At 68.7% G+C, this 2,355-nt stretch carries 2 protein-coding genes and 1 pseudogene; 1 reads left to right on the top strand and 2 read right to left on the bottom strand.

Annotated features, from left to right (window positions below; translation table 11 throughout):
• Positions 1-71: 71 nt before the first annotated feature.
• Positions 72-1,187: an acyltransferase family protein gene (locus ABTZ89_RS37985; RefSeq protein ID WP_351054158.1), complete on the bottom strand. Its 1,116-nt coding sequence runs from the start codon at positions 1,185-1,187 to the stop codon at positions 72-74.
• A 116-nt stretch (positions 1,188-1,303) separates the two neighbouring features.
• A complete protein-coding gene (locus tag ABTZ89_RS37980) occupies positions 1,304-2,101 on the bottom strand; it encodes an SAM-dependent methyltransferase (protein ID WP_351054155.1) in 798 nt (265 codons plus the stop codon).
• A 162-nt stretch (positions 2,102-2,263) separates the two neighbouring features.
• Here ABTZ89_RS37980 and ABTZ89_RS37975 point away from each other — a divergent pair.
• Positions 2,264-2,355 (top strand): annotated as a pseudogene (locus ABTZ89_RS37975) (superoxide dismutase); the annotation flags it as partial.

The following is a 2,355-nucleotide window of genomic DNA, read 5'->3' as shown; positions in this document are numbered from 1 at the left end:
TTGGGCTTCATGTCTTTGGGAACTTACCGGGAAGTGGTGTTGGTGCCCTTCGCGATGAGCGCGGGGTGGTGTCAGCCGACCTCGGACCTCGCGGCGCGGCGAGCGGCCAGGCGGTCGTAGGTGTTCATCAGGAACTTGTGCGACGGGCGCTCCACCGCGCGGGTCAGCGCCCAGCCGAGGACGGTGCCGGTGATCAGCATCGCGGCGGTCTGCAGCAGCGGGTCCACGCCGATCTCGTCGAGCTTGCGCATCACGATGTAGCCGATGGTCTGGTGCACCAGGAACACGCCGTAGGAGATGCCGGCGAACCAGCTGATCCGGCCGGCCAGCCACTTCGGGATCACCCGGTCCCAGTCCGGGCCGAAGGCGACCAGCGACACCACGACCATGCCCAGGCAGACCGCGATGGTCGAGCCCCAGTCGGCCACCAGGCCCTCGGGCGTCTCGGCGTAGTTGTGCAGCGCTTGCCCGGCCATGCAGGCGATCAGCAGCCCGACGAAGTGCGGCATCGAGATCCGCCGCGTCGACCCGAGCCAGATGGCCACCCCGACCACGAACAGGTGCCAGCGGTGCATGCCGATGCCGTCGACGATGGTGCGGTAGGCCTCGGACGAGTCGGTCACCCGCAGCGGCCACTGCGCGATCGGCACCAGCACCGCCAGCCACAGCACCACGAGGATCCGCCGCCCGTGCCCGAACCTGCTGGAGTACAGCAGCGCAGCGGCGGTGAAACCCATGAGCTGCAGCGGAACGGTCCAGTGCGAGCCGTCGATGAACCAGTAGTCGGCGGGCTTCCAGTTCCACAGCATCAGCAGGTTCGCCGCGAGGTCGCTGAAGGTGGGGTAGAACCAGCCCTCCACGGCGGCCCAGCGCATCACCAGGAAGATCACCACGACGGCGCCGAGGAACGGTGGGACGAGCCGGGCCATCCGGCCCCACCAGTAGCGCAGGAGCGATCCGCGACCGATCGTCACGCACGCGAAGTACGCCGAGATCACCAGCAGCAGGCTGGCGCCGACCTGGAACGGGAAGACCACCGTGCGCGGCGTCATCTCCGGGTGCAGGTAGGTGCTCAGGAAGGTCGAGTGGTAGAGCATCACCAGCACGACGCAGGCCGCGCGCACCACGTCCCAGCTGATCTTGCGCTTGCTCCGGCCCGAGCTCCGACGGGTAGCAGCGGACGTCATCTCGGGCACGGAGGTCACCGTACCAGGGGGGTTTGTCGGAATACCGAAGGATAATCGTGTTTTGAACTGGGCAGATGGCCCACTATCTGCCACCTGATGGATCTATGTCGGGTTGGTCACGGTTTGCGGGCCAGCGCGGCGTAGCTCAGCGGTAGCGCGGTGCGCAGGTCCGAGTCGCCGGGCTCCGGCCGCCAGTCCGCCGTCGGCACCACGCCCGGCTCCAGCAGGTCGAGACCGGCCAGCAGGGACTCCAACTCGGCGCGGCTGCGCGCGGTGCCGGGGTGCTGGCTGTCGGAGAGCAGGTCGAGCACCGCGCGCATGGCCCGCGGTGCGTGGTCGGCGGTGAAGTGGGTCAGGCCGAGCAGCGAACCCGGCGCGAAGGCGTCCAGGTAGCGGCGGATCAACTCCGACGGGGGCTCCGGGACGAAGTGCAGGACGGAGAACATCAGCACCGCCACCGGCTCGGCCGGATCCAGCAGCCGGCGGGTGCGCTCCGAGCTCAGCACCGCGTCGACCTCGCGCAGGTCGGCCTGCACGATCGCGGCGCCGGGGTTGCTCTCCAGCAGCAGCTCGCCCTGGGTGACGGCCAGCGGTTCGCTGTCGACGTAGACCACTCGCGCGTCCGGGGCCAGCTGCTGGGCCGTGTGGTGCGAGGTGCCGAGGGTCGGGATGCCGCACCCGACGTCCAGGAACTGCCGAACGCCCAGGCCCAGGCAGGTGCGCACCGCGCGGTGCAGGCAGGCGCGGTTGGCCAGCGCGTCGGTGCGGACGTCCGGGGCGGCCTCGAGGATCCGGCGGGCCAGGTCGCGGTCGGAGGAGAAGTTGCTGCCGCCGCCGAGGATGAAGTCGTGCACGCGGGCCCCGCTGGGGCGGTCCAGGTCCAGGTCGTGCGGGATCTGCGATCGTTCGGGCATCGTTCCTCCGAGTGACCGGTCTGATGCGAAGAGTAGTTTCCCGATCGCGCGCCGAACAGGGTGAAAAGTGATCGACGGCACTCGCGCAACGTCATTGACCTTGAGCGCACTGGAGGTTCGAGACTTCTCCCGAACCGCAAGATCGGTGAAGGGAAGAGTTCGATGGCGCAGCAGTACGTCCTGCCGGAGTTGGATTACGACTACGCGGCGTTGGAGCCGGCGATCGCCGGTGAGATCAACGAGTTGCACCACAG

Origin of the sequence: Saccharopolyspora sp. NPDC002686 (genome assembly GCF_040295745.1) — a bacterium.
Taxonomy (GTDB): Bacteria; Actinomycetota; Actinomycetes; order Mycobacteriales; family Pseudonocardiaceae; genus Saccharopolyspora; species Saccharopolyspora oryzae.
This window is presented reverse-complemented; position numbering and strand designations above follow the sequence as displayed.